The sequence below is a fragment of the Vibrio sp. QJM3NY_27 genome (assembly GCF_057785955.1).
This window is the reverse complement of the sequence record NZ_CM173511.1, coordinates 477829-504042: the sequence shown is the minus strand read 5'-3', so window position 1 is coordinate 504042 and position 26214 is coordinate 477829. Positions and strand designations below refer to the sequence as shown.

22 protein-coding genes and 1 other RNA gene are annotated in these 26214 nt (G+C 45.6%); 4 read left to right on the top strand and 19 right to left on the bottom strand.

What is annotated here, in order from left to right:
- Window positions 1–17: 17 nt before the first annotated feature.
- The 17 genes from secA to rsmI all read right to left on the bottom strand — a co-directional run bounded on the left by secA (window position 18) and on the right by rsmI (window position 21473).
- On the bottom strand, window positions 18–2744 hold the full coding sequence (gene secA, locus AC3CIA_RS02280; protein ID WP_017077687.1) for a preprotein translocase subunit SecA: 2727 nt from the start codon (window positions 2742–2744) through the stop codon (window positions 18–20).
- Window positions 2745–3132: 388 nt separating this feature from the next.
- Window positions 3133–4050, bottom strand: coding sequence for a UDP-3-O-acyl-N-acetylglucosamine deacetylase (gene lpxC / locus AC3CIA_RS02275; RefSeq protein WP_017087510.1), 918 nt, complete (start codon window positions 4048–4050; stop codon window positions 3133–3135).
- A gap of 96 nt (window positions 4051–4146) precedes the next feature.
- On the bottom strand, window positions 4147–5376 hold the full coding sequence (gene ftsZ, locus AC3CIA_RS02270; protein ID WP_017084771.1) for a cell division protein FtsZ: 1230 nt from the start codon (window positions 5374–5376) through the stop codon (window positions 4147–4149).
- Between the two features lie 31 nt (window positions 5377–5407).
- A complete protein-coding gene (ftsA, locus tag AC3CIA_RS02265; RefSeq protein WP_004729844.1) occupies window positions 5408–6676 on the bottom strand; it encodes a cell division protein FtsA in 1269 nt (422 codons plus the stop codon).
- Entirely contained in the window at window positions 6669–7361 is a 693-nt protein-coding gene (locus AC3CIA_RS02260; RefSeq protein WP_004729846.1) for a cell division protein FtsQ/DivIB, read from the bottom strand. Before AC3CIA_RS02260 ends, ftsA begins: the two co-directional genes overlap by 8 nt.
- Window positions 7362–7639: 278 nt before the next feature.
- A complete protein-coding gene (murC, locus tag AC3CIA_RS02255) occupies window positions 7640–9100 on the bottom strand; it encodes a UDP-N-acetylmuramate--L-alanine ligase (protein ID WP_017084769.1) in 1461 nt (486 codons plus the stop codon).
- A 13-nt stretch (window positions 9101–9113) separates the two neighbouring features.
- The gene (gene murG, locus AC3CIA_RS02250) at window positions 9114–10175 is read right to left on the bottom strand and encodes an undecaprenyldiphospho-muramoylpentapeptide beta-N-acetylglucosaminyltransferase (protein WP_146457921.1); all 1062 of its coding nucleotides are present in this window, start codon (window positions 10173–10175) and stop codon (window positions 9114–9116) included.
- 12 nt (window positions 10176–10187) lie between these two features.
- Window positions 10188–11384 carry a cell division protein FtsW gene (gene ftsW / locus AC3CIA_RS02245; RefSeq protein WP_017087507.1) on the bottom strand — a complete coding sequence of 399 codons (1197 nt, stop codon included), beginning with the start codon at window positions 11382–11384 and terminating at the stop codon, window positions 10188–10190.
- A gap of 22 nt (window positions 11385–11406) precedes the next feature.
- Entirely contained in the window at window positions 11407–12723 is a 1317-nt protein-coding gene (murD, locus tag AC3CIA_RS02240; protein ID WP_488518458.1) for a UDP-N-acetylmuramoyl-L-alanine--D-glutamate ligase, read from the bottom strand.
- A 57-nt stretch (window positions 12724–12780) separates the two neighbouring features.
- Entirely contained in the window at window positions 12781–13863 is a 1083-nt protein-coding gene (mraY, locus tag AC3CIA_RS02235; protein ID WP_054547819.1) for a phospho-N-acetylmuramoyl-pentapeptide-transferase, read from the bottom strand.
- The gene (locus tag AC3CIA_RS02230; protein WP_054547820.1) at window positions 13860–15233 is read right to left on the bottom strand and encodes a UDP-N-acetylmuramoyl-tripeptide--D-alanyl-D-alanine ligase; all 1374 of its coding nucleotides are present in this window, start codon (window positions 15231–15233) and stop codon (window positions 13860–13862) included. The genes mraY and AC3CIA_RS02230 overlap by 4 nt, the downstream gene beginning before the upstream one ends.
- Window positions 15233–16717, bottom strand: a complete 1485-nt coding sequence (gene murE / locus AC3CIA_RS02225; RefSeq protein WP_171328955.1) for a UDP-N-acetylmuramoyl-L-alanyl-D-glutamate--2,6-diaminopimelate ligase — start codon at window positions 16715–16717, stop codon at window positions 15233–15235. The genes AC3CIA_RS02230 and murE overlap by 1 nt, the downstream gene beginning before the upstream one ends.
- Window positions 16718–16735: 18 nt before the next feature.
- Window positions 16736–18493: a peptidoglycan glycosyltransferase FtsI gene (locus AC3CIA_RS02220; protein ID WP_017077679.1), complete on the bottom strand. Its 1758-nt coding sequence runs from the start codon at window positions 18491–18493 to the stop codon at window positions 16736–16738.
- Entirely contained in the window at window positions 18490–18807 is a 318-nt protein-coding gene (ftsL, locus tag AC3CIA_RS02215) for a cell division protein FtsL (protein ID WP_004735995.1), read from the bottom strand. Before ftsL ends, AC3CIA_RS02220 begins: the two co-directional genes overlap by 4 nt.
- Before the next feature lie 3 nt (window positions 18808–18810).
- Window positions 18811–19761, bottom strand: coding sequence for a 16S rRNA (cytosine(1402)-N(4))-methyltransferase RsmH (gene rsmH / locus AC3CIA_RS02210; RefSeq protein ID WP_488518457.1), 951 nt, complete (start codon window positions 19759–19761; stop codon window positions 18811–18813).
- Window positions 19762–19989: 228 nt separating this feature from the next.
- Window positions 19990–20429, bottom strand: an RNA gene (gene rnpB, locus AC3CIA_RS02205) — RNase P RNA component class A.
- Window positions 20430–20606: 177 nt separating this feature from the next.
- Window positions 20607–21473 (bottom strand): 16S rRNA (cytidine(1402)-2'-O)-methyltransferase, encoded by an 867-nt coding sequence (gene rsmI / locus AC3CIA_RS02200; protein ID WP_004735998.1) that lies wholly within the window; start codon window positions 21471–21473, stop codon window positions 20607–20609.
- Between the two features lie 61 nt (window positions 21474–21534).
- Between rsmI and AC3CIA_RS02195 the strand changes: the two genes are divergently transcribed.
- From AC3CIA_RS02195 to AC3CIA_RS02180, 4 genes are read left to right on the top strand one after another with little or no spacing between them, the layout of a single operon-like run.
- Window positions 21535–23352 carry a penicillin-binding protein activator gene (locus AC3CIA_RS02195; RefSeq protein ID WP_488518456.1) on the top strand — a complete coding sequence of 606 codons (1818 nt, stop codon included), beginning with the start codon at window positions 21535–21537 and terminating at the stop codon, window positions 23350–23352.
- Entirely contained in the window at window positions 23339–23737 is a 399-nt protein-coding gene (locus AC3CIA_RS02190; protein ID WP_017084761.1) for a YraN family protein, read from the top strand. Before AC3CIA_RS02195 ends, AC3CIA_RS02190 begins: the two co-directional genes overlap by 14 nt.
- 2 nt (window positions 23738–23739) lie before the next feature.
- Entirely contained in the window at window positions 23740–24330 is a 591-nt protein-coding gene (locus tag AC3CIA_RS02185) for a phosphoheptose isomerase (RefSeq protein ID WP_004729817.1), read from the top strand.
- Window positions 24331–24346: 16 nt separating this feature from the next.
- A complete protein-coding gene (locus tag AC3CIA_RS02180; protein WP_004729818.1) occupies window positions 24347–24952 on the top strand; it encodes a BON domain-containing protein in 606 nt (201 codons plus the stop codon).
- Window positions 24953–25043: 91 nt separating this feature from the next.
- Here AC3CIA_RS02180 and sspB read toward each other — a convergent pair whose 3' ends face one another.
- Complete coding sequence (gene sspB / locus AC3CIA_RS02175; RefSeq protein ID WP_029222456.1) at window positions 25044–25523, bottom strand: ClpXP protease specificity-enhancing factor; 480 nt, start codon at window positions 25521–25523, stop codon at window positions 25044–25046.
- A 21-nt stretch (window positions 25524–25544) separates the two neighbouring features.
- On the bottom strand, window positions 25545–26180 hold the full coding sequence (gene sspA, locus AC3CIA_RS02170) for a stringent starvation protein SspA (protein WP_010434700.1): 636 nt from the start codon (window positions 26178–26180) through the stop codon (window positions 25545–25547).
- Window positions 26181–26214: the final 34 nt, after the last annotated feature.

Below are 26214 nucleotides of genomic sequence, written 5' to 3'. Positions count from 1 at the left end.
GCGAAGATTCACCAAACTTAGTCAATTTTACCGTGACACTGTTTATACTTCTTACCGCTTCCACATGGGCATGGTTCATTACGACCCACTTTACGCTCATCACGTACTACCGTTTGTGGAGATGCCGCATCCGCTTCATCGTCAGCTAGCTGATTTTCAGCCGTTGCATGTTGTGCTTGTGCACGACGCGCCGCTTGTTCAGCTTGAGCTTGACGTTGAGCTTCCATCTTTTCAACTTCTTCTTGTTGCTGAACGCGAACTTTAGAAAGGATGGTCACAACGTCTGTTTTCAGTACATCGAGTAGACCTTCAAACAGTTCAAACGACTCACGCTTGTACTCTTGTTTCGGGTTCTTCTGCGCATAACCACGTAAGTGGATACCTTGACGAAGGTGATCCATCGCAGCCAAGTGCTCTTTCCAAAGACCATCTAGCGTTTGTAGCATCACAGACTTCTCGAAGTTACGCAGTACTTGAGCACCAACCACTTCTTCTTTCTGTTTGTACGAATCTACCGCCATACCAAGAATGCGCTCACGCAATGCTTCTTCATAAAGCTTGTCGTCTTCGTCTAACCAACCTTGAATATCAAAGTCTAGGTCGAAATCATTCTTCAGACGATCTTGCAGACCCGCGATATCCCACATGTCTTCAAGAGATTGAGGAGCGATGTATTCATCAATGACTGACGCCAGTACATCTTCACGGTTGTGTTCGATCATCTCGCTGATGTCATCAGAACTCATCAGTTCATCACGTAGCTCATAAACAACCTTACGTTGGTCATTGGCTACATCATCGTACTCAAGAAGCTGCTTACGGATGTCGAAGTTACGACCTTCCACTTTACGTTGAGCTTTTTCAATTGAGCGAGACAGCATCTTAGATTCAATCGCTTCGCCTTCGTCCATACCACTTTGGATAAGACCAGCCATACGATCAGACGTAAAGATACGTAGTAGAGAATCTTCCATTGATAGGTAGAAACGAGAAGAACCCGCATCACCTTGACGACCAGAACGACCACGTAGCTGGTTATCGATACGGCGAGATTCATGACGCTCAGTACCAATGATGTGCAGACCACCTGACTCAAGAACTGTATCGTGGACAACTCTCCAGTCAGCTTTGATCTTGTCGATCTGCTCTTTCGTTGGATTATCTAGCTTCTCAATTTGTGCCTGCCAGCTACCACCTAACACGATATCGGTACCACGACCTGCCATGTTAGTTGCGATAGTTACCGCACTCGGCATACCAGCCTGCGCAACGATCTCAGCTTCCATCTCGTGGAACTTAGCATTTAGTACGTTGTGCTTAATTTTTGCTTTTTTCAGTGCGTTAGACAGCAGTTCAGATTTCTCGATAGAAACCGTACCAACCAGTGATGGCTGACCAGCTGCAACACGGTCTTTGATGTCTTCAATGATCGCATTAAACTTGTCTTCTTCAGTACGATAAACCACATCTGGCATATCGTTACGAACCATAGGCTTGTTGGTTGGGATAACTACCGTTTCTAGGCCGTAGATAGACTGGAACTCGAAAGCTTCAGTATCAGCAGTACCTGTCATGCCTGACAGTTTTTCGTACAGTCGGAAGAAGTTCTGGAATGTAATCGATGCTAGCGTTTGGTTTTCATTTTGAATCTTCACACCTTCTTTAGCTTCAACAGCTTGGTGTAAACCTTCAGACCAACGACGACCTGGCATAGTACGACCAGTATGTTCATCAACGATAACCACTTCGCCTTCTTCAGTAACGATGTAGTCGACGTTTTTCTCAAACAATACGTGTGCACGAAGCGCAGCATTCACATGGTGCAATAGGCTGATATTGGTTGGAGAGTAAAGTGTGTCACCCTCTTCCATCAAGCCGTTTTTGACCATTAGTTCTTCTACAAATTCTTGACCGTTTTCAGTCAGGTGAACCTGTTTTGATTTTTCGTCCATGGTGTAGTGACCTTCACCACGGTACTCTTCTGAATCTTCTTTATCTTGACGCTCTAGAGAAGGAATTAGAGTGTTAATGCGCGTATAAAGGTCAGAACTATCTTCAGCTGGGCCAGAGATAATTAACGGAGTACGAGCTTCATCAATTAAGATTGAGTCAACCTCATCGACTACTGCGAAGAAGCGCTCACGTTGAACTCGGTCTTCAGCACGGAAAGCCATGTTGTCACGCAGGTAATCAAAACCAAACTCGTTGTTTGTTCCGTATAGGATATCCGCTTGGTACGCTTCTTTTTTCTCTGGCGGAGCCATGTTTGCCACATTCACGCCAACAGTCATGCCAAGGAATTCAAATAATGGACGGTTTGTTTCCGCATCACGCTTCGCTAGGTAATCGTTCACCGTTATTACGTGAACACCTTTGCTTGGTAGCGCGTTTAGATAAGCTGGTAGGGTAGCAGTAAGTGTCTTACCTTCACCAGTACGCATCTCTGCAATTTGGCCAGCATTTAGAACCATGCCACCAATCATTTGCACGTCAAAGTGACGCATGCCGTAAACACGCTTAGACGCTTCACGTACCGTAGCGAAAGCTTCAGGTAGAAGTTGATCTAACGATTCACCTTTATCTAAGCGCTCACGAAACTCAACCGTTTTTGCTTTTAGCTCTTCATCAGAAAGTGCTTCAAACGTTGGTTCGTAGTTATTAATTTCTTTTACAATTTTTCTAAGGCGGCGCAGTGTTCTGTCATTGCGACTGCCAATTACCTTTGTCAGCAGCTTAGTAATCATGTGCTTGGAATCTCTTCGTTCTCAGATCGTCCGCGATCTATTTTAAATGCCGTCAGTCTCTACTAGCTATGAACTAGTCTTCAGTTACTAACCAAGGATACTGAGATAAATCTAGTATCTTTGATATTGTACTTGAGAGTAGAGTTTTCAAGGCTTGAGTTAAAATTAATGCCCTTTAGTGTAAGTAATTTTCACACTAACGACCATTTAGAACACCATTTGTTTGATGTGCTTGGAACTTTTCTTTCTAATTGCTGATGGATTAAGCAGACAGCAGCCCATTAGCCAGCAATTTCCGGAGGTTAACGACACTGTATCTGGAAAATAGATACAAAAAAACCAGGCCAATGGCCTGGTTTTTGAAATCTTATATTGTTGTAAACAACAATTACGCTAGAACCATACCCGGTTCTGCGAAAGCAACTGGAGAGCCAGCTTCTTCTTCGAATGTTGCCCACTCCCAAGCTTCTGCGTCAGCAAGAACTGCACGTAAAAGTTGGTTATTTAGGCCGTGACCTGATTTGTATGCACGGAACTCACCAATAATAGCGTGTCCACACATGTAAAGGTCACCAATCGCATCCAATACTTTATGAGTTACAAACTCATTGTCGAAACGAAGGCCTTCTTCATTAAGAATTCGGTATTCGTCCAGTACGATAGCATTATCAAAGCTACCGCCAAGTACTAGGTTTTGAGACTGAAGGTACTCAATATCGCGCATGAAACCGAAAGTACGAGCGCGAGAAATCTGCTTCACAAAACCTTGTGATGAGAAATCAAACAACAAACGTTGCTCATCCGATTCAATCGCAGGGTGGTTAAAGTCGATCTCAAAGTCCATACGGAAGCCGTTAAATGGAACAAACTCTGCCCACTTATCGCCATCTTCAAAACGGATAGGCTTTTTGATTCGAATAAAACGCTTCGCTGCATTCAGTGTTTCAACACCCGCTTGCTGTAGCAAGTATACAAATGGGCTTGCGCTACCATCCATAATTGGAATTTCTGGAGCATCGACTTCAACAATAATGTTGTCGATACCCATTCCAGCTAGAGCTGCGTTAAGGTGCTCCACTGTAGAGATACGTACGCCTTCGTCATTAACAAGAGCAGTACATAACATAGTGTCACGAACTGATGCTGGATCAGCTGGGAAATCTACAGGTGGATTTACATCTGTACGACGATAAACAATACCTGTATTTGCAGCTGCCGGGCGAAGAGTAAGTGTGACTTTACGACCAGAGTGGAGACCCACACCAGTTGTTTTCACAATTTCTTTCAGAGTACGTTGTCTGATCATCTGCTTGCCTCGTTATCAGTGCTACAAATCACGGTCAGTATTTACCAACCGCGAATTTTACCATTAATTCGACGATAGTCAAACTTTGGGTATTTGTTAATCAGCCTGACGTCGTAAAAATGCTGGAATATCTAAATATCCGCTCTCTTTCTCAGCTTTAGGTGCTGCACTCTGGCTAGCGCCTGTACCCGAAGAAACAGGTGACGTTGTTGGCTGTGGTTTAACTTGAGGTTTTACCTCAGTTTTTTCCTGCAATGGTTGTGCCACTTTCTCTTCCACTTTTGCTGCCGTTTGAACAGCAACTTGAGGTTGAGGCGTTGGCGCTACTTTTGCTTTACCACCAGCAACTAGAGTAATGTCTGGTTTTTTCTCTGTGCCGATACCTGTTGCAACAACAGTTACACGGATTTCATCCGTCATATCAGGGTCTAGAGAGGTACCAATAACAACCGTTGCGTTATCAGAAGCGAATGCCTTAACTGTATTACCCACAGTCTCGAATTCATCTAAACGCATATCTAGGCCTGCAGTGATGTTCACAAGAACGCCACGCGCGCCAGCTAGGTCGATGTCTTCTAGTAATGGGCTAGAAATTGCCGTTTCAGCAGCTTCTTCAGCACGGTCTTCACCTTTTGCGATACCGCTACCCATCATTGCATGACCCATTTCCGACATCACAGTGCGAACATCCGCGAAATCGACGTTAATCATACCAGGGCGAGTAATTAGCTCAGCGATACCTTGTACAGCGTTTTTAAGTACATCATTTGCACTTGCGAAAGCTTCTAGCAGTGTTACGCCACGGCCAAGTACTTTAAGTAGCTTTTCATTTGGAATCGTAATTAAAGAATCCACATGTTTAGAAAGCTCTTCGATACCTTGCTCAGCAAACGCTAAACGCTTTTTGCCTTCAAAGCTAAATGGCTTAGTTACAACAGCAACCGTTAGCACACCCAACTCTTTCGCAACTTCAGCAATAACTGGAGCAGCACCTGTACCTGTACCACCGCCCATACCAGCTGCGATAAATACCATATCGGCGCCAGTTAGAACTTCTTTAATTCTTTCTCGATCTTCGAGAGCTGCATCACGGCCTACTTGTGGATTTGCACCAGCGCCCAAACCTTTAGTGATATCACCACCAATTTGGATCACGCTGCTCACGCTCGTTTTACGAAGGGCTTGAGCATCAGTATTAACACTGATGAACTCTACGCCTTCGATCGATTCACGTACCATGTGCTCAACAGCATTACCGCCACCGCCACCAACTCCAACGACTTTAATTACTGCATCGTCAGACATTTCCATCATCGGTTCAAACATGTGTTATCTCCGTTTTTTCCTGCAACTCAGGTTAAAACTCTTTTTGTATCCAATTACGCAATTTACCAAACAAGCCTGACATAGAAGGTGCTGAACGCTTAGGTTCGCTGTAATCACCCTCATCACTTATCTGACAATCTCTTGCGTAATGAAGTAAACCAACCGCCGTAGAATGATACGGCTCTTTAACATAGTCAGTTAAGCCACTAACTTCTAACGGCTTACCAACTCGAACTTGATTGCGGAAAACACGTTCCGCACACTCTACCAATCCGTCAATTTGTGCCGCTCCACCAGTGAGAACGACGCCAGCTGCAAGGTGGTGTTTAATACCTTCATCTCGTAGCTGTAATTGAACCGTATCAATAGTTTGGTTAACGAGACCCATAAGTTCAGTGTAACGTGGTTCAATCACTTCCGACAAAGTTTGTCTTTGCAAACTTCTCGATGGGCGGCCACCTACACTAGGGACGTTAACAGAATCATCCTTGCTTACGAGTTCACTCAGAGCGCAACCGTGGTTTACTTTTATCTCTTCAGCATCGCTCACTGGCGTGCCGAAAGCGAAGGCAATATCACTGGTTACTGCATTTCCTGCGTAGGAAAAGACTTCTGTGTGTCGCAATGCGCCGCCAGTCCAAATGGAAATATCCATCGTACCAGCACCAATATCAACAACACATACTCCAAGCTCTCTCTCGTCGTCAGTAATTACCGCATTGCTTGAGGCAAGTCCTGAAAACACGATTTGTTCTACAGTGAGACCACATCGTTCAACAGCTTTAATAATGTTTCTCGCCATGTCGCTATGGCAAGAAATTAGGTGAACACTGACTTCCATTCGAACACCAGATAAACCAAGTGGATTCTTGATCCCCTCTTGATAATCGATGGTAAATTCTTGTGGGATCACGTGCAGAATTCTCTGCTCATCACCTATTTTAATTGATTTCGCGGTATGGATCGCTCGATCCATATCGTCTTGAGACACCTCTTCATCAGAAATAGTGCCCATGCCTTTTTCAATTCGGCTTGCGATATGTTTGCCCGATAGCGAGATAAACACATTGCTGATTTGGCATTCCGCCATCAACTCTGCTTGATCAATGGCTCGCTGAACTGACTTCACTACCGACTCTAGGTCGTTTACACCACCTTTATCCATACCTCTGGATGGGCTTTGCCCTGAACCAATGATATTGATTTGACCATCAGGCAATATTTCACCAACTAGAGCTGATATGGTCGCAGTGCCTATATCAAGACCAACGATTATGTTGTCATCTGCGGTCTTAGTCATCTGTGCTCTCTTCTAACTCTTGCTCTGGAAACCAGCCTACAGCGGCTCCCGTATCATACCTGAGGTCGATGTAGCTCACTTGATTCGCTTTACTACCAAGTTCGTTGTAAAGCGAAATGAAGCGTTCAACACGCTCATCTAAAGAATCTTTACCTAGTTCTAAACGGATACCGTTATCTAGGATTATTTGCCAAGCGCGACGCTCATTGAGAACGAGCGAAGTAACGGTTAACCCTAGATTGTTAATCAAAGGAGTTATTTGTCGCCACTTTTCTATCACTTTTTGGCTGGTGCCGTCTGGGCCGTAAAGCTTGACTCTATCGCCCTTCAAAAGACCGATATCACCATTAAACACCTGACCATTATCATTCAACAGCATGTTACCATTCCAGATTGCTGCTGCATGATACTCAGTCAAAAATACTTTTATTGTGTCTGGCCACTGCTTACGAATGGACACCACTGAAACCCAAGGTAACGCTTCTAAACTGTCTTGCAAAACACCGATGTCTTGCGACATGAACGTGCCAATATGCTCTAGCTCGCCAAAGGCATGTTGAACATCACCAGCGGTTACGTAAGTTAAGTCGCCTTGAAGTACTATTTTGGAGAGAGGCAATCGCTGATCATCCCACATCCAAGTCAGTGTGGTATAGAAAAGAAATCCAATGAATAGCAGTACCATGACAAAAAAAGACCCGCCTACAGCGTGTTTCTTTAGCGATGGTAAACTGAATAGGTGGCGGTTTTCGCTAAAAGTACTTTCTACCAAAGCCCGCATTCCCTGTCGTTGGTTCGCAATTCTATTCCCTATCTTCGTAATAGAGGTAAAAGCACTTACTTTAACCTATGAATTATACTGAGCAAAATCAAACTATCAAACGTTGATAATAAGATTTTTGGTCAATTTTAGGTCAATCGCAAGAAGTGAGCGATCAACCACAGTCTGTATACAGTATTCTGTTACGCGTTTTGCATCTTATTAATGTCTAATTGTAGCGATTCAAGTTGCTTCGCTACACGACCAACATCACCAGCACCCTGTGTTAAAACAAGGTCTCCGCCTTGAATAACGTTGGCTAAAACCGACGGCAGCGTGTTGATATCAGCAACAAAGATGGGATCAATCTTACCACGCCCACGAATAGTTCGACTTAACGAGCGTCCGTCAGCCCCTGCAATAGGTTTCTCACCTGCAGAATAAACATCTAACAGAATAAGCACATCAACCTGCTCAAGAACGTTCGCGAAGTCATCATACAGATCGCGAGTGCGGCTATAACGGTGCGGTTGGAAGATCATCACAAGACGTTTATCAGTCCAACCACTTCGTGCAGCTTGAATGGTGACATCAACTTCGGTTGGGTGATGGCCGTAATCATCGACCAGCATTGCAACACCCTTACCCGTTTCATATTCACCAAGGTGATCGAAACGACGGCCAGTACCTTCCGTTCCAGCCATCGCTTTTAGAATCGCTTCATCGCTGATGTCATCTTCCGTCGCAACCGCAATCGCCGCTGATGCGTTCAGTGCGTTATGGCGACCGGGAATGTTCAACGTAATATCGAGATTGGCTTTACCTTTGCGAACAACCGTAAACTTGCCTTGCTGACCTTGTTGTACATAGTTTTCAATGCGGATATCAGCGTCTTCTGAGAAGCCGTAGGTAATCACTTGACGGCTAACCTGAGGAATAAGCTCACGTACTACCGGATCATCAACACACATCACAGCCTGACCGTAGAATGGCAGATTGTGTAAGAAATCAATAAACGTCTGCTTTAGCGTTTCAAAATCGCCGCCGTAGGTATCCATATGATCCGCTTCAATGTTAGTCACAATACTAACCATTGGTTGCAGGTGTAAGAATGACGCGTCACTTTCATCGGCTTCAGCGATAAGAATACGACTCGAACCTAAGCGAGCATTGGTACCAACACTTTTTACCAAACCACCGTTTACGAAAGTTGGATCTAAACCCGCTTCCGAATATATTTGTGTCACTAGCGCGGTCGTAGTGGTTTTACCGTGCGTACCTGCCACAGCAATGCCATGACGAAAACGCATCAGCTCAGCCAGCATTTCTGCACGACGAACGATAGGTGTACGCGCTTCACGAGCAGCAATAATCTCTGGGTTTTCTTCGTTGATAGCGGTTGAAACCACCACCACACTTGCATCAGCAACGTTACTTGCTTGGTGGCCGATGTAAACGGTAGCACCCTTGCTAACTAAACGATCGGTCACTGGGTTTTGAGCAATATCAGAACCCGTGATCTGGTAGCCTTCATTAAGCAAGACTTCAGCAATCCCGCTCATTCCTGCGCCACCAATACCGATGAAGTGGATAGATTTAACACGGCGCATCTCTGGCACCATTGCACGGATTTGCGCTAAGTCTTGGGTATGTTCAATCGTCATCAATTCAATCTCATTATTTTGCTAAAGCTTTAATCGCTTCAGCGACGGTCACATCAGCATCAAGCTTGGCTGCTTGACGAGCTTTTGTTGCCATCATTTTTAATTCATTTCTATCAAGCTGAGCAATCGTGTTCGCTAGCTTATCAGCCGTCAATTGAGGCTGTTCAATCATTAACGCTGCGCCACATTCAACTAGGTGATCGGCATTCAACGCTTGTTGTCTGTCTTTATGCATAAACGGAACGAAGATAGAACCCACACCAGCTGCAGACACTTCTGATACGGTTAATGCACCTGAGCGACACACTAATAGATCTGCCCACTCATAAGCTTGCGCCACATCATCAATAAATTCAGTCACTTGAACATTATCTACAGAATGTGATTTGTATTGTTCAATCACTTGCTGCTGATTGTTTTTACCGGCTTGGTGCATCACAGTAAAACCAGCGCCTAACTGAGCCAAAGTCACAGGCAGAGTATCGTTAAGAATTTTAGCACCTTGGCTGCCACCCATAACTAGGATACGAATATCGCCGTCACGCTCTGCCATGCGTTGCTCGGGGTCAGCTAAGGCAACAACATCTTCTCGTACTGGGTTCCCCACAACTTCTGCGGCAGAGAAAGCACCTGGAAAGGCTTGGAATACCTTTTTCGCAATTTTAGATAGCCATTGGTTGGTTAAACCCGCCACGGCATTTTGTTCATGAAGAACCACGGGAATACCGGATAGCCATGCCGCAATGCCACCGGGGCCACTCACGTAACCCCCCATTCCAAGCACCACATCTGGTTGCCATGCTTTGATGTGCTGTCTTGCTTGAAGTATGGCATTAATAATCTGGAATGGCGCTTTAATTAGCTTGCTAATGCCTTGACCACGCAGGCCTTTCACCTTGATGAAGTCGATCTCAATACCATGCTTTGGCACTAAATCCGCTTCCATTCTGTCTGCGGTTCCTAACCAGCGAATTTCCCAACCTTGTTGCTGAAGCTTTTTAGCCACCGCTAACCCTGGGAAAACGTGACCGCCAGTTCCACCAGCCATCACTAAAAGTTTTTTGTTTTGTTTCATCACGTTAGATTCTTATTCTACTAATTCGTTTTGATTGTCGGCTTGTTCTTTTTGTTGCATTCGGCATTCGTGATCGATACGCAGCAGCATAGAAACCGCTACTGACATGACGATAAGGCTTGAACCACCGTAACTGATAAGCGGCAGGGTTAGACCTTTGGTCGGAACAATACCCGATGCAGCACCTACGTTAACAAGCGTCTGAAAAGCAAACCAAATACCAATACCAAAGGCAAGATAACCACTGAATAACTGGTCGTTCTCGAAGGCTTTTTTGCCAATTAAAATGGCTTTAAGCACCAAACTAAAAATAAGGATCAGCACTAAGGTCACGCCAACAAAACCCAACTCTTCAGCTAATACCGCAAACACAAAATCGGTATGTGCTTCTGGTAAATATTCTAACTTCTGAACCGAGTTTCCAAGGCCTTGCCCCATCCAATCACCACGACCAAATGCCATTAGCGATTGAGTTAACTGGTAGCCACTGCCAAACGGGTCATTCCACGGTTCCCAAAATGAGGTAACACGTCGAACTCGATAAGGTTCTATAACAATCAAGCCAACGACCGCAGCAATACCCGCCACCATCAAGGCAATAAACTGTGAAAGCTTGGCTCCTGCGATAAATAACATTCCGAACAAGGTCACCAACATTACAACTACTGTACCTAAATCGGGCTGGCCAAGTAGTAACACAGCAAAAGCACCGAATACCATGATCGGTTTACCAAAGCCACCGAAGAAGGTTTTCCTCACTTCGTCTTGTTTACGAACTAAATAACCCGCCATAAAGATAAACAGCGACAACTTAGCGACTTCAGCGGGTTGTAAGTTAAATAATCCAAGAGGGATCCAGCGCGACGCACCGTTAACCGACTTACCGACAGCCAATACCACGACCAGCAAAAAGAAGGATAAACCCAATAAGTACATACTGTACTGAAACCAACGTTTCATTGGAATTTGCAATATGACGCTGGATACGATTAACGCCAACACAAGGAAAATGGCATGGCGGAACATAAAGTGAAACGGCTGATCAGTTAAACGAGCACTGATTGGGAACGAAGCAGACGTTACCATCACCAATCCGGTCAGCATCAGTCCAAGAGCAATCCATACCAACTGACGATCGTAGAGCGCCTCTGGTGTGGCACGGTTTAGCCATTGCCAAATGGATTGATTAATCTCTTTCACTCTTTGCACTGAATGTTAGTCCTTCAACACGTTAGGCATACTCATGGGCAAGGTCAGTGAACGCATCACCTCTCGCCATGAAGTTATTAAATTGATCGAAGCTCGCACACGCTGGAGACAACATCACCATATCACCGGCAACTAACTGCTTCGAGACACTCTCGATAATGTCACGCATGGTATCAAACGTCTTAGCCGATGGATGCAATGGCATAAATTGCGCGGCATCTTCACCGAAGCAACACAGTTGAACATGCTCTAACTGTGACAACACAGGTTCAAGCTCACTGAAATCGGCACCTTTACCCACGCCACCAACCAAAAGATATAAAGTACCTTGGTACTCTAGCCCCGACAAAGCGGCTAATGTGCTGGCTACATTGGTTGCTTTCGAGTCGTTAACCCATTTGATAGCGCGTTTATCTGCCACCACTTGGCAACGATGAGTTAAACCGTTGTAGGTTTTCAAAGCTTCAAGGCTTTTGTTGTAATCGATACCGACTAGCTTAAGTAGTGCCAACGAGACTAACGCATTCGCCACATTATGACGTCCAACCAATGTCAAATCTTGGGTAGGAAGTACTGGCTTAGCGTTATCGATTAGCCATTCAGTGCCATCAATTGTTGCCACACCAAACTCTTGGTCATCGAGACCAAATGTCACTACCTGCATCTCGTGATCTGGATAAGTTTCTTTGTCGTCGCGGTTTACAATCGCGCACTGAGCATTGTTAAAGATTCTCAATTTAGCATCGCGGTAATCGGCCATGCCTTGGTAGCGATCCATATGATCTTCTGACAAATTCAAAAAGGCCGCCGCTGCTAGGTTCAAGCTAGATGTTGTCTCTAGCTGAAAGCTTGAAAGCTCAAGGACATATAGATCGGCATCAAGCTCTAAAAGATCTAAGGCAGGAATACCGATGTTGCCACCGACACCAACGTTAAGACCAGCAGCCTTAGCAAGCACACCCGTTAGATCGGTCACCGTACTCTTACCATTGGAGCCTGTTATTGCCACGACGGGTTTGTCTACCGCCCAGCCAAACAGTTCAATATCGCCAACAACCGGAGTTCCCGCTTGAATAACATCTTGTATTTCAGGGGTCGCTAAGGCGATACCTGGGTTAGCAATCACCAAATCAGCTTCCGCTAACCATTGGCTATTCCAACTTCCAGAATGCAGTTCTACCGATTCAGGTAAAGATTCCTTTCCTGGTGGTAGCTCTCGAGTATCAATCACCTTCACATGAGTATGAGGCTGATATTTTACGAGATGTTTAACGACAGAGAGCCCGGTAATACCGAGCCCCACAACCACTACATTTTGAATATTTTGCCAACGTTCCATTTAAACAAGATGCTCTTAATAGTTTTAAAGAGCCTCTAATCAGAGGCTCACATAAGATTAACGAACTTTCAGTGTCGCTAGGCCAACCAGTACTAATACCATTGAGATGATCCAAAAGCGCACGATTACGCGCGGCTCTGGCCAACCTTTCAGTTCATAGTGGTGGTGAATCGGAGCCATGCGGAAAATACGCTGACCACGCAATTTGTAAGAGCCCACCTGCAGAATAACTGACAAGGTCTCCATTACAAACACACCGCCCATGATAACCAGTACCAACTCTTGGCGAACTAACACCGCGATCACACCCAGTGCACCACCAAGCGCTAGTGAGCCAACATCGCCCATGAATACTTGCGCTGGGTAAGTGTTGAACCATAGGAAGCCTAGTCCGGCACCGACGATAGCAGTACATACAACCACAAGCTCAGAAGTGTATGGGATGTATGGAATGTGTAGATATGCTGCAAAGTTAACATTACCTGTTGCCCATGCAATTACAGCAAAACCAGCAGCAACCATCACCGTTGGCATAATTGCCAAACCATCTAGGCCGTCTGTTAGGTTTACCGCGTTACTGGTACCCACAATAACAAAATAAGTCAGTACGATGTACAATAAACCAAGCTGTGGCATCACATCTTTAAAGAAAGGAACCACTAATTGAGTTGCTGCAGTATCGTGCCCGTGAGCATACAGAGCAAATGCCACAACCAATGCAATCGCAGATTGCCAGAAGTACTTCCAGCGAGCAATCAAGCCATCGGTGTTTTTACGAACCACTTTACGGTAGTCATCAACAAAACCGACCGCGCCATAACCAGCAAGTACCACTAATACCGCCCAAACGTAAGGGTTAGAAAGATCAGACCACATTAATACTGTAATAATAATGGCAGCTAGGATCATCACGCCACCCATGGTTGGTGTACCACGTTTGCTAAAGTGAGATTCAGGGCCGTCATTACGAACAACTTGGCCAATTTGTAGCATTTGCAGACGCTCAATTAAACGAGGTCCCATCCACAGCGACAGGCATAACGCCGTCAAAATACTCGCGATTGCACGAAACGATAGGTATTCGAACAAACGGAAAAAAGAAAGGTGTGGCTGTAGTAGCTCTGCAAGCCAAATTATCATGAAAAGTTCTCCTTTAAAGCAGCGGCTATTTTACTCATTCCTGCACTATTCGCGCCTTTTACCAACAAGGTATGTGACGCGTTTTCTGGCAAGCGTAAGTGCTGCTCTATGTGCGCGATCATCGCTTGATGCGTTGCAAAGTGGGTACCGTTACAGACCTCACTAATCACCTTGGTATCATCACCGTAAGTGAGTACATGCTCAAAAGCGAATGGGGCAGCATATTCACCGACTTGACGGTGAAGTGCAAGACTTTCGTCGCCTAATTCAGCCATATTACCTAAAATCAACCAACGTTGACCTTTGAAGCTCGACAGCAGTTTGGCTGCCGCCTTCATTGCAGGCACGCTGGCATTATAACTGTCATCTATCAGCTTGATATTCTGACTTAATTGTTGAACCTCAACTCGCCCTTTAACCGAGATAAGATTCGCTAAACCACTTTTTATTTCATCAAGCGTTGCACCAAATTGGATGCTCAACGCTGCAGCTGCCAACGCGTTCGCCACGTTATGCTGACCAATAATACCAAGTTCAACAGCTGTAACACCTAGTGGCGTTTGCATATCAAAGCAAGCTTCGCCTTGGTCGTTGATTTCGATATTTTCAGCAAAATAATCAGCTTCATGGTTACTTTCAGAAAATGTCAGAACCGTTTTATCCGCAAGTACTTCATTCCAAAAGTCACCACCGTTGCTCTCTAAATTAACAATAGCAGTATCACCAGCAGCAAGCCCCTGAAAAATTTCACCTTTCGCTTGCTTCACACCATCAATCGAACCAAAGCCTTCTAAATGAGCCGCGGCTACATTATTAACTAAGGCAACTTGTGGCTTCACTAGCTGAGTGGTGTAGGCAATTTCACCAATATGGTTAGCGCCTAATTCGATCACTGCATAGTCATCATTGGGTTCACTGCGTAACAAGGTCAAAGGCACACCAATATCATTATTGAAGTTACCCGCCGTAAACAGCACCTTGCCACGCTGCTGTAAAATGCTCGCCACCATCTCTTTAACGGTCGTTTTGCCACAGCTGCCTGTAATCGCCATCGTTGGCACGTCACATTGTTTGTGAATCCAAGCACTTAGTTCACCTAAAGCAAGTTTAGTGTCTTCGACAACAACTTGAGTAATATTTAGGTCAAGTTTTCGTTCGACTAACAACGCGCTCGCGTTTGCCTCAACGGCTTGATGGCAAAAGTCATGCGCGTCGAAACGCTCTCCAACGATAGCGACAAACAAGGCGCCTTCTTCAACGGTACGAGTATCCGTTGAAACTGCATTGATTACGTTATTGTTCGAGTTGCCCGCTTTGATCAGCTCACCACTGACCACGGAGCAGATTTGCTCAAGTGATACATCAATCATTATGAAATACCTAAAAGTTGAAGCGCAGACTCTCGGTCTGAGTAATGTACCGTTTTATCTTTCAATACTTGGTAATCCTCATGGCCTTTACCAGCCAGAAGAATAATGTCATCGCTGCCTGCCTGCTCAAGCGCAAACTTAACCGCTTGGTAGCGATCGTGTTCGACAAACGCAGCTTCAGGTTTGCTTAAGCCAGCTAGCATGTCTTTGACAATCAGTGCCGGTTCTTCGCTACGAGGGTTATCATCTGAAATAATGATTTTATCGGCGAACTGCTCTGCGGTCGCAGCCATCATTGGGCGCTTACCAGTGTCTCGATCTCCACCACAACCAAAGATTGCCCACAGTTTTCCTGAGCAATGCACGCGCAGTGCTGCCAATGCTTTCTCTAGCGCATCGGGCGTATGAGCATAATCGACAACTACTTTTGCTTTGTTGGGAACTTGGAAAAGCTCCATTCGGCCAATCACAGGTTGAAGCTGAGGCGCAGTGTCGACCAAGGTTTGCTTTTCGATACCCAAAGAAAGCAAAGTAGCAAAAGCAACCAGTACGTTTGATGCGTTGAACTGACCAATCAGTGGAGCAGAAAGCTTCCCTTGTCCCCAACTACCATCGAAAGAGAGCTTAATACCGGTTTCTGCATAACCGACATCAGATGCCCACACCGACTGTTGATAGCCCGTTAGCGGTAACAGTGAGACTGCAATAGCATTGGATAAGTCCGGCATCCAAGCTTTACCCACTTCGTCATCCACATTGATCACTGCGTGCTTGCATTTATGTTGAGTAAACAGGCTCTTCTTAGCCAATGCGTACTCTTCCATCGTGCCATGGTAATCAAGATGATCACGACTCAAGTTAGTAAATACACCTACCTCAAAGTCCAAAGCCTTTACTCGACCTTGCACCAAACCGTGAGAAGATATTTCCATTGCCGTGTAGACAGCTTTTTCTGCAGCTAACTCACTCAGTGTGCGCTGTATTTCAATCGCACTGCCTGTGGTATTCGCTGCGGTTTTTAGATTATCTAAGAAACCATTACCTGTCGTACCCATTACCGCTGAGCGTTGACCGACGAGATCAAGCCATTGAGCAATCAGTTGGGTGATGGTGGTTTTGCCATTGGTGCCGGTAACACCAATCAACTTAGTCGCTTGACACGAGTAAACACGACCAGCTAACTCAGATAGCACCAAGTTAAGGTTGTTAATGTAAATAACAGGGACAGTATCCAACCATTCAATCAGACCATGAGGCTTTTCAGCATCGGCCTGTGCAATAACAGCATGAGCTCCCAGTGCGACCGCTTTGTCGATAAAACGACGGCCATCAACAGCATGTCCGACTACGGCAACAAAAATATCACCTTCCTTGATGGCTCGGCTATCTAGCTCCAATTGCTCAACAGCAATCGACTCCAGTTCAGGTGAACTAAAGTCTCCCCAAGGAGAAAGTAAAGATGACAGCGTGAGGCTATTACTCATATTGAATCCTGATTAACTCTATTCTTGAAACTTATTTTCATCAGCGGGGACGTTCATTATTTGCAGTGCGCCCTTCATGATTTCAGAAAAGACGGGGGCTGCGACTGAACCACCATAGTAAAGGTCGCCTTGAGGCTCGTTGACCACAACAACCAATGCCACTCTTGGATCACTAACTGGAGCAAAGCCTGCGGTAACCGCGATGTATTCATCACTGTAGCCGCCAGCTTCAGCCTTACGAGAGGTACCCGTTTTGGCTGCAACGCGGTAACCCGGAACGGCAGCTCTTGTCGCCGTACCGCCTTTTTGAGTCACCCCTTCTAGCATATTCAAAACCAGTTCAGCGTTCTCGCGCTTGATGATTTGCTTAGAAAAATCTTGGTCGTTACTCTTAATAATATGAATCGGCTCATACAAACCTTTATTAGCTAACGTCGCATAGGCATGTGCCAACTGCATCGGCGTAACAGACAAGCCATAACCGAACGCTAAGGTGGCAATTTCAAACTTTGACCAACGACGGCGATTCGGGAAAATACCGCTCGTTTCACCAACCAAATTCAGCCCAGACATCTCGCCTAGACCAACCGAACTGTACATCCCAAGCAAAGCTTCAAGTGGCATGTTAAGCGCCAATTTAGCAACACCGATGTTACTCGACTTCTTGAGGATCAGTGCTAAGTCAGCCTTACCGACTTTAGAAGAATCTCGTACACGACTACCACCGATCTGCATAATGCCATTGCCAGTATCAATCACGATATCTGGGTCTGCAGTGCCGTTCTCTAGCGCCGCCAAAACCACAAAAGGTTTCACGGTCGAGCCAGGTTCCATTGCATCAGTCAGAACGCGGTTACGCATCTTAAAGCTTTGTAAGTCAGCGCGGTTGTTCGGATTATAAGAAGGGGCATTAACCATGGCTAACACGGCACCCGTTTTTACATCGAGTAGTACAGCAGAGCCTGAAGTCGCCTTGTGATCGGCCACGGCTTGCTTAATAGCGCGATAAGCAATGGCTTGTAATCGTTGATCGATCGTTAATTCGAGTGGTTTGCCTTCTTCACGCTCTTCTAAAGCAATGTTTTCAACAACGCGTCCATAGCGATCTTTACGAATCGTCCGCTTACCCGCTTCACCCGTGAGCCATTTGTCATAGCTGCGTTCAACGCCTTCTAAACCGTGCCCGTCAATGCCGGTAACACCGATAAGGTGTGCACTGACTTCGCCTGCGGGATAGTAACGTCGAGATTCCGCTTTCAGGCCAACACCCACCAGCTTTAATTCACGAATATACTTAGCCATCGCTGGACTAACTTGTCTTTGTAGGTAAACAAATCGGCGGGACTTGTTGCTAGAGATCTTGTCGATCATCGATTGTCGTTCTAAGCCAAGTACATCAGCTAACGCATACCAACGATCAATCTGGGCCATGCCATTTTTATCGAAAATCGTTTTCGGGTCGGCCCATACCGCCTCAACTGGAACACTCACAGCAAGCGGTTCGCCATTGCGGTCTGAGATAATGCCGCGGGCGGAAGGAATAGCCTTAACACGTACCGAGCGAAGATCGCCCTGACGGATTAAGTTATCTGGTTCAATAATTTGGATGTAAGCCACACGACCAACGAGTGCAGCAAAGGCAAGAAACACGAAAGCAATAACGACGTTGAAACGCCATTTAATAAGAATTGGATCCGAATCCTTTTCGCTCTTCACTCGCTCTTTCGTTGATTTCTTAACGGGCTTGGCGGGTGCTTTTTCCTTTTTACCGGTCATTTCAGTGTGATCACAACTTCTTTGTCAGAGTCTGGACGTTTCATGTCTAGCTCTCGTTTTGCCGATGCTTGAACGCGGCTATGTTCAGCCAAAGCCGTCTCTTCAAGCATTAAATTTCGCCACTCATCATCAAGCTGTTCTCGTTCCACTAATGCCATGTCTTTTTTCGTGATCGCCTGACGTGAATTATGTGTCGTAAGAACGACCCCCATCGCACTCGCAAAGATACAGATAAGAAGTACCAATGGAACCTTGCCCACGGAGATCAAATCAAAAAATATTATCTTGGCTAAGTTAGGCTTGGAGGTCTTCATTGACTATAGCTTTTCTGCGATTCGTAGTACTGAGCTACGCGAACGAGTATTCTCATCCACTTCATCTTTAGAAGGCTTGATCGCTTTACCAATTGGTTTTAGATCGGCACTGCCTAAAGCTTTAATTTGATCTTCTGTTAGCGGTAAACCGTGAGGAACTTGTGGCCCTTGGCTCTCTTTACGAATAAAGCGCTTCACCATACGGTCTTCAAGCGAGTGGAAACTGATAACAGAGATACGACCTTGAGGAGCAAGAATGCTTGCTGCACCTTTCAGTGCGGTATCGATCTCTTCAAGTTCGCTGTTGATGTAGATACGGAATGCTTGGAAAGCACGTGTCGCTGGGTGCTTTTTCTCTTTGAAGCTCTTTGGAGCGACGTCAGAGATAAGCTTAGCCAGTTGACCAGTACGCGTTAGCGGTTCGTTCTCTTCATTCTCTTGATAAGCGATGATGCCTTTCGCGATACGACGAGCGTGTTTGTCTTCACCGAACTCACGAATAACCCATGTAATGTCATCAAGATCCGCATCAACTAGCCACTGAGAAACCGGAATACCCGTTGTTGGATCCATACGCATGTCTAGCGGGCCATCTTTCATGAAGCTAAAGCCACGTTCTGCATCATCTAGCTGTGGTGAAGAAACACCTAAATCCAATAAAACACCATCCACTTGACCGACTAAGTCATAACGCTCTGCATATTCAGCCATACCCGAGAATGGGCCATGGATAATTGTAAAACGGGGATCATCAATATTCTGAGCTTCAGCAATCGCTTGTGGATCGCGGTCGATACTAAAGAGTCGTCCATTCTCGCCCAGTTTAGACAGGATTGTACGGCTGTGACCACCACGGCCAAAAGTACCATCGATGTAGGTACCGTCAGGTTTGATCGCAAGTCCGTCAATAGATTCGTTAAGCAATACTGAAATATGTTTGAATGCTTCTGTCATAGTCTTCTCAGTGAGTGGATTGAGCCGTTAGTTAGGCAATAATTTGTTCTATTAACGTTTTAGTGTACTGATTTCGCGCTGTATCTCCACCATATTGTGTATAGGCTTTGGGAATTTTTGACCCAAGCTCATATCAGGATGAAGGATTCTAAGGAAATCTAAATAATTTACGTCAATATAAAGCAAAAAACCCATCACTACCGTTAAGTAATGATGGGTTCTTTATATAGGTGGAGTTGACACATACGCCGGGTTCTGTTCCGCTTGCGCGGCGGTAACCATTCGTCTAGGCCTGCAATCGCTCACAGGCTCAAGCAATCTACCCGCCCCCATACGCGAGCAGCGCAATGCGAGGGCCTATTTGATCTTGCTCCGGGTGGAGTTTACCTTGCTACGAACTGTTGCCAGTCGCACGGTGCGCTCTTACCGCACCCTTTCAGCCTTACCTGTGCCTCTTCCGAAGAAATGAGGCCATCGGCGGTCTTCTCTCTGCTGCACTTGTCGTGGGCTCGCGCCCCCCAGACGTTATCTGGCACCCTGCTCTATGGAGCCCGGACGTTCCTCCCCTCTACCAGTCTCCCGAAGGACTTCAACGTCAGTTTCCCGAAGGACCTCAACGTCAGTCTCCCGAAGGACATCAGCAAAGCAGCGATTACCCGTTCAACTCCGAGGGCGGATTGTATAGAGATTAGTGAGCAGTGTCTAGCGAGATCACAAATATGCTGCAAACCTCTAATCGAATGCATGATTTTTACACAATCTAGACAAAAAAAGAGGAATAACGGTAATACCATCATTCCTCAGAAGCTTTTTCAATAAAGGTTATCTACTCTATAAAGAGGTATCTAGTTGTCTAGATGCTCTAAGCCCCATTTGTATAAAGCGTTCTTTTTCAGATTGTAGATTTCTGCTGTCATCGCCGCCGCTTTTTTAAGGGGTAACTCTTTGGTTAGAATACCAAGGGTGCGGGTTGCTTCGTCTGGCAGATCGGTGCTCGCCTCTTCACGGTGACCATGGATCAGCAACACCATCTCACCACGTTTGCGGTTCGAGTCTTCTTCTATCCATTCAATCAACTCACCTAATGGTAAACCTTGAATGGTTTCAAATGTCTTGGTTAGCTCACGAGCCAACACGACCTCACGGTCTGGTCCTAAGATCTCTAGCATGTCCTGCAGAGAATCCGTAATACGGTGCGGTGATTCGTAGAAAATACATGTGCGCTCTGCTTTTGCAATCTCTAAGAACTTATCTTTGCGCCCCTTACTCTTTGGTGGCAAGAAGCCTTCAAAGCTGAAACGATCCGACGGTAAACCTGACGCACTTAGTGCGGTAATCACAGCACAAGCACCAGGAAGTGGCACAACTCTCACACCCGCTTGACGACATTGTGAGACAAGATGGTAACCTGGGTCACTGATTAAAGGAGTACCCGCATCAGAGACTAATGCGATAGACTGACCTTCTAATAACCTTTCGACTAGAACTTGTGCTTTAGTTTGTTCATTATGATCATGTAAAGCGAACGTTCTGGTTGATATATTGAAGTGAGCAAGCAGCTTACCCGTGTGGCGTGTGTCTTCGGCTGCAATAACATCGACACTTGATAAAATTTCAATTGCTCTTTGAGTGATATCTCCCAAATTTCCGATTGGGGTTGGCACAATGTAGAGAGTTGGGCTCTCTGTGAGCAAGGTTTTGTTATCTGTCATTTGTTTACCATCACTTCAACGATTAATATAGATACAAATTTATACGGAATTTAAAGAACTCATGGCAACGATGAACCATAAGAGACTCAGTGTACCACGCTTACTAACTCCAATTGCATTAGCAATTACATTGGCGGCTTGTTCTTCAGGTCCTCAAGCACCAACGCGTGTTGATATTACACTAGATCCAGCGCAATCAACTGAAAGTTACATGATGCAGGCGGATAGTAGCAAAGGAAGTCTACAAAACGACTGGTTAATCATGGCACTTAAGGCTTCTGTGCAAGCTGGAAAAACCGATCAAGCGACTCTGCTGATCAAGCGCTTAGCCAAACAAGAGCTGAGTGAAGTTCAACAAGCAGAATGGCAATTAGCTCGCGCTCAACTGCTGGTGAATAACTCGCAACCACAGCAAGCGTACAGCCAGCTGAACTTTCAGCCTTGGTGGAAGCTTCCGAACGAGCAGTGGAAAGATTATCACGAGCTACGCGCTAACATTTCTGAAATGCAAAGCGAGTATTTCGAAGCAAGCCGTGAGTTAGTCCTTTATTCAGAATACGTAGACGCTGATGACGAAAGCCAACAGATAACTGCCGACCGTATTTGGCAGAACCTGAATAGCTACTCTCAATATGAGATTCTAGAACTTAAGACTTCTCCAACAGAAGACGTTCTAGCAGGTTGGTTACAGCTGGCTATTTATATGAAGACGCTGAACTCTAACCTTCCAGACCTACAGAAAACTCTGTCTGATTGGCTGGCTGAGAATCCTCGTCATCCTGCAGCAACCTACACACCTCAGGCGATCACTGACATATTGGCGCTAGAGATCAGCAAACCAACCAGCACTGCGCTATTACTGCCGCTCACGGGTAAGTACGGCAAGCAAGCACAGCTTGTGCGTGATGGTTTCATCTTTGCGATGATGAATGACAAAGAGCGCGAAGAAAACGCAACGCTAACGGTTATGGACACCAACGTACAAAGTGCTGCTGAAATTAAAGCGACACTGGAAGAGAATAAGGTAGATTTCATCGTTGGCCCGCTGATTAAGAGCAATATTACCAAGCTTCAGCAAGCGCAGAAAAACCACGAAAATTCGATTCCAGCTTTAGCTCTAAATATTCCGACGCAGCTAGAACCTGATACCAATATTTGCTATCTCGCTCTATCGCCAGAGCAAGAAGTCGCTCAGGCAGCGAAACACCTTTTTGCTCAAGGCTACAAGTACCCGCTTATTCTTGCGCCAAAAGGGCGTTTAGGTGACCGCGTTAAGCAAGCGTTTGAGAAAGAGTGGAAAAAATACAGCAACAACGAAGTCGCGATTACCTTATTCTCTGACAAGCGCCAACTTCAGCGCAATGTGAATCAGGTATTCGGCTTACAAGAGAGCCAACAACATATCGCTCAAATGGACGGGCTACTTAACCTAGATCTAGAAACTGAACCGCGCAGCCGTCGTGATATCGACTCTGTTTACATTGTGGCGAAGAACTCAGAGCTCACGTTGATTAAGCCTTTCATTGAAGTCGCGATTAACCCAGATGCTGACCAACCAGCCTTGTTCTCAAACTCACGCAGCAACAGCGGTGACAAGCAGTACGAAGATCTAACAGGTGTGTTCTACAGTGACATCCCACTATTGGTTGAGAGCAAGAACGAGCTTAACAAAGAGCTAAACGACCTATGGCCTGCACATTCAAACGGCCAAAAACGTCTGCAAGCACTGGGGATGGATGCCTACTACCTAATGGATGCATTGCCACAGATGAAAGCCGTACAGGGTTACAGCATTCCAGGTGAAACCGGCGTGTTAACCATCGACAACAACTGTGTTGTTCAACGTGAAATCAGCTGGGCAGAGCATGGGGCTTTTTAGCCGAAAGTTCCTGTCCAAACCAACAATCACCCACAAACAAGTGGGTGATAAATACGAGACCGTGGCTAAAAATTATTTAGTTGGCCACGGATTATCGTTAATTCAAGAAAACTTCATAGCTAAATGTGGCGAGATTGATCTTATAATGCGCCATAACAATACGGTTGTGTTTGCTGAGGTAAAATACCGCAAGCAAACCCGCTACGGACATGCCGCCGAAATGGTGACAGCAAAGAAGTCACAGAAGCTGCTCAAAACAGCCAATGTTTGGCTTATGCAGCAAGGCTTGTCGGTGCACTCTACAGATTTCAGGTTTGATATCGTTGCCATAGAAGGGCCGAATGACAATATCGACTGGATTCAAAACGCGATTACCCAAGGATAAACATGCTAGACAGCATTAAAGAAAGTTTTACAGAAAGTATTCAGATCCAAATTGCGGCTGCAGAAGCACTGCCAGACGCAATTACGCATGCCGCTCAAGCAATGGTTGCGACCTTGCTTAACGGAAACAAAATTCTTTGTTGTGGTAATGGTGGTTCGGCGTCGAATGCTCAGCAATTTGTATCGTGCCTACTTAATCGCTTTGAAACCGAGCGCCCTAGCCTACCAGCAATGGCTCTCACAGCAGACAACACCACGCTAACGGCAGTAGCCAACGACTATCACTACGAAGAGATTTTCTCTAAGCAGGTACGTGCGTTTGGTCAAACTGGCGATATTTTACTGGCTATTTCTACTAGCGGTAACAGCAAAAACATCATCAAAGCAATGGAAGCAGCGGTAACACGTGACATGACGATCATCGCCTTTACGGGTAAAGATGGTGGTGAAATGGCTGGCTTACTTGGCGAACACGATGTAGAAATTCGTATCCCTTCACACCGTACAGCACGCATTCATGAAGTACACATGGTGACACTGCATTGCCTATGTGACCTAATCGATCAAGTACTCTTCCCTGCTCACGAAGAGTGATATACGGAGCATCACAATGAAATCATTAACCTCTATGAGGCTGTTTAAGCTGATTAGTGTTTCGCTACTTACACTGTCCCTGTCTGGTTGTGCTGGCATTTTCATTGCTGGTGCTGCAACCACAGCGAACTTAGTCACTGACACACGAACCACCAAACAAATCTGGAACGATAACAATATCGAATTTGAAGTCGCAGCCATCACCAACAAGCAGCCATATCGTGGCAACGTTCGTATCACAGCGAGCTCTTACCGAGGTTCGGTTGTATTGATGGGGCAAGCGACCACTGACTCAGAGCGTCGCGCGTTTGAAAACCAAGCCAAAGAAGTGGCAGGCGTAGAAAGCATCCATAATCAGGTGCGAGTAAAAGAGCCATTGACCATCAGTGCTATTAGTAACGACAGCTGGATTACTACCAAGGTGAAATCAGCCCTTCTAGCAAACGCTGATCTCAACGGCATCAAGGTTAAAGTCATCACTGAAGATTCAGAGGTGTTTTTACTTGGGTTAGTATCTCGAGAGCATGCTGATATCGCGACAGAAGTTGCGCGTAATGTTTCAGGCGTAAAGCAGGTGATTCGAGCGTTTGAATATGGCGAAGAAGAGACGGCCGTTAACTAGCCTTAAGCAAGCCAATTAAATGCTATTTAGCAGAAAAGAAAAAGCAGCGACGAGTCGCTGCTTTTTTATTTGAGTCGTTATTTAGCTAACGTTATTTGATAACACGGAGGCTTGGGCGACCTTTTGCTGGACGAGGAGGCTCAGGATCTGAGTCAGGCTCTTCAGCATCTAAGTCTGCCGTTGCTACGCTCAAAGATGGGCCTTTCTCTTGTTCTTCAAAAGGACTTTCTTCAATCCCTTCTTCAAAAGATTCCATGTAAGCCTCTTCAGGTTCAAACATGGTACCAGCACCATTCTCACGAGCATAAATCGCTTGTACTGCGTAAAGCGGCACGATCACAGAGTGTGGACGACCACTAAAGCGAGCACTAAACGTCACAGCTTCGTTACCCAGTTCAAGTTGTCCAACCGCACGAGGCGCGATGTTCAGAATGATCTGACCATCTTGAACAAACTCTTCTGGAACTCTTACACCTGGTAATGTTGCTTCAACAACAAGGTGTGGAGTTAATTCGTTATCAACCAGCCATTCATAAAATGCACGAAGCATATATGGTCGGCGTGGAGTCATATTTGAAATATCCATAAACGCTTAGCGAACGAGTCGCATCTCACGCTCAGCTTCAGTTAGAGAAGCTAGGAATGAATCACGTTCGAATACGCGGTTCATGTAAATCTTAAGCTCTTTAGAACCAGGGCCAATTAATTCGATACCAAGCTCAGGTAAACGCCATAGTAGCGGAGCTAGGTAACAATCAATTAGGCTAAATTCTTCGCTCATGAAGTATTCATACTCAGCGAAGATAGGAGCAAGAGTCAGTAGGTCGTTGCGCAGTTTCACGCGAGCTGCTTCAGATTCTTCAGCGTTGCCTTTAACGATCTTCTCTGCAACTGAATACCAGTTACGCTCAATGCGGTACATCATTAGACGACTATTACCACGAGCAACCGGGTATACAGGCATCAACGGTGGATGAGGGAAACGCTCATCCAAGTACTCCATAATGATCTTTGAGTCATATAAAGCAAGCTCACGATCAATAAGAGTAGGTACTGATTTGTACGGGTTCAGTTCAACAAGCTCTGCTGGTAGATTTTTTTCATCAACCAACTCAACTTCAACACTTACGCCTTTTTCAGCAAGAACAATGCGCACCTGATGGCTATACATATCAGAAGCACTTGAGAAAAGAGTCATTACAGAACGTTTATTGGCAGCTACAGCCATGGAGCCCTCCAGTACACTTTAAATAAAAACAATG

What these genes read in the sequence shown, in the direction of transcription:
- secA (WP_017077687.1), bottom strand. Translation starts at nt 2,744, where the DNA reads ATGATTACTAAGCTGCTGACAAAGGTAATTGGCAGTCGCAATGACAGA.
- lpxC (WP_017087510.1), bottom strand. Translation starts at nt 4,050, where the DNA reads ATGATCAGACAACGTACTCTGAAAGAAATTGTGAAAACAACTGGTGTG.
- ftsZ (WP_017084771.1), bottom strand. Translation starts at nt 5,376, where the DNA reads ATGTTTGAACCGATGATGGAAATGTCTGACGATGCAGTAATTAAAGTC.
- ftsA (WP_004729844.1), bottom strand. Translation starts at nt 6,676, where the DNA reads ATGACTAAGACCGCAGATGACAACATAATCGTTGGTCTTGATATAGGC.
- AC3CIA_RS02260 (WP_004729846.1), bottom strand. Translation starts at nt 7,361, where the DNA reads ATGGTACTGCTATTCATTGGATTTCTTTTCTATACCACACTGACTTGG.
- murC (WP_017084769.1), bottom strand. Translation starts at nt 9,100, where the DNA reads ATGACGATTGAACATACCCAAGACTTAGCGCAAATCCGTGCAATGGTG.
- murG (WP_146457921.1), bottom strand. Translation starts at nt 10,175, where the DNA reads ATGAAACAAAACAAAAAACTTTTAGTGATGGCTGGTGGAACTGGCGGT.
- murD (WP_488518458.1), bottom strand. Translation starts at nt 12,723, where the DNA reads ATGGAACGTTGGCAAAATATTCAAAATGTAGTGGTTGTGGGGCTCGGT.
- mraY (WP_054547819.1), bottom strand. Translation starts at nt 13,863, where the DNA reads ATGATAATTTGGCTTGCAGAGCTACTACAGCCACACCTTTCTTTTTTC.
- AC3CIA_RS02230 (WP_054547820.1), bottom strand. Translation starts at nt 15,233, where the DNA reads ATGATTGATGTATCACTTGAGCAAATCTGCTCCGTGGTCAGTGGTGAG.
- murE (WP_171328955.1), bottom strand. Translation starts at nt 16,717, where the DNA reads ATGAGTAATAGCCTCACGCTGTCATCTTTACTTTCTCCTTGGGGAGAC.
- AC3CIA_RS02220 (WP_017077679.1), bottom strand. Translation starts at nt 18,493, where the DNA reads ATGACCGGTAAAAAGGAAAAAGCACCCGCCAAGCCCGTTAAGAAATCA.
- ftsL (WP_004735995.1), bottom strand. Translation starts at nt 18,807, where the DNA reads ATGAAGACCTCCAAGCCTAACTTAGCCAAGATAATATTTTTTGATTTG.
- rsmH (WP_488518457.1), bottom strand. Translation starts at nt 19,761, where the DNA reads ATGACAGAAGCATTCAAACATATTTCAGTATTGCTTAACGAATCTATT.
- rsmI (WP_004735998.1), bottom strand. Translation starts at nt 21,473, where the DNA reads ATGACAGATAACAAAACCTTGCTCACAGAGAGCCCAACTCTCTACATT.
- AC3CIA_RS02195 (WP_488518456.1), top strand. Translation starts at nt 21,535, where the DNA reads ATGGCAACGATGAACCATAAGAGACTCAGTGTACCACGCTTACTAACT.
- AC3CIA_RS02190 (WP_017084761.1), top strand. Translation starts at nt 23,339, where the DNA reads ATGGGGCTTTTTAGCCGAAAGTTCCTGTCCAAACCAACAATCACCCAC.
- AC3CIA_RS02185 (WP_004729817.1), top strand. Translation starts at nt 23,740, where the DNA reads ATGCTAGACAGCATTAAAGAAAGTTTTACAGAAAGTATTCAGATCCAA.
- AC3CIA_RS02180 (WP_004729818.1), top strand. Translation starts at nt 24,347, where the DNA reads ATGAAATCATTAACCTCTATGAGGCTGTTTAAGCTGATTAGTGTTTCG.
- sspB (WP_029222456.1), bottom strand. Translation starts at nt 25,523, where the DNA reads ATGACTCCACGCCGACCATATATGCTTCGTGCATTTTATGAATGGCTG.
- sspA (WP_010434700.1), bottom strand. Translation starts at nt 26,180, where the DNA reads ATGGCTGTAGCTGCCAATAAACGTTCTGTAATGACTCTTTTCTCAAGT.